The organism is Streptococcus suis (assembly GCF_002964045.1).
Classification (GTDB): domain Bacteria; phylum Bacillota; class Bacilli; order Lactobacillales; family Streptococcaceae; genus Streptococcus; species Streptococcus suis_U.
The window spans coordinates 1-315 of sequence record NZ_POPB01000225.1; the positions used below are offsets into that span (position 1 = coordinate 1).

Below are 315 nucleotides of genomic sequence, written 5' to 3' on the forward strand. Positions count from 1 at the left end.
CTCCTTCCTAAGAAGCTCCTCCCAATGGCCTGCTATAGTGCTTATCAATCAGTCGATTCTCCGCTAAGATTTTCTTCCACTTTCCATGTAGCAGGTCCGCGTTCTCACTCAAAAGTTCTACAGCCATAACCACTGCTTTCTCTAGCGTTTCTTCATCAATATGGTTATTCTGACAGCCAATCTGTCCTTTGACCCTATAACTGCCAAACATTACATTTACCTCGACTGGTTGTCCAATGCTTTCGACCAAAGGCTGAACCACATTCGGCACAGAAGACCTTTGTGGTGAAAGGGTTATCCCCATTTTGCATGATG

General features: G+C 44.8%; 1 pseudogene. It reads right to left on the reverse strand.

What is annotated here, in order from left to right:
• Window positions 1-7 precede the first annotated feature (7 nt).
• Window positions 8-315: pseudogene (locus C1E99_RS02100) on the reverse strand (hypothetical protein); the annotation flags it as partial.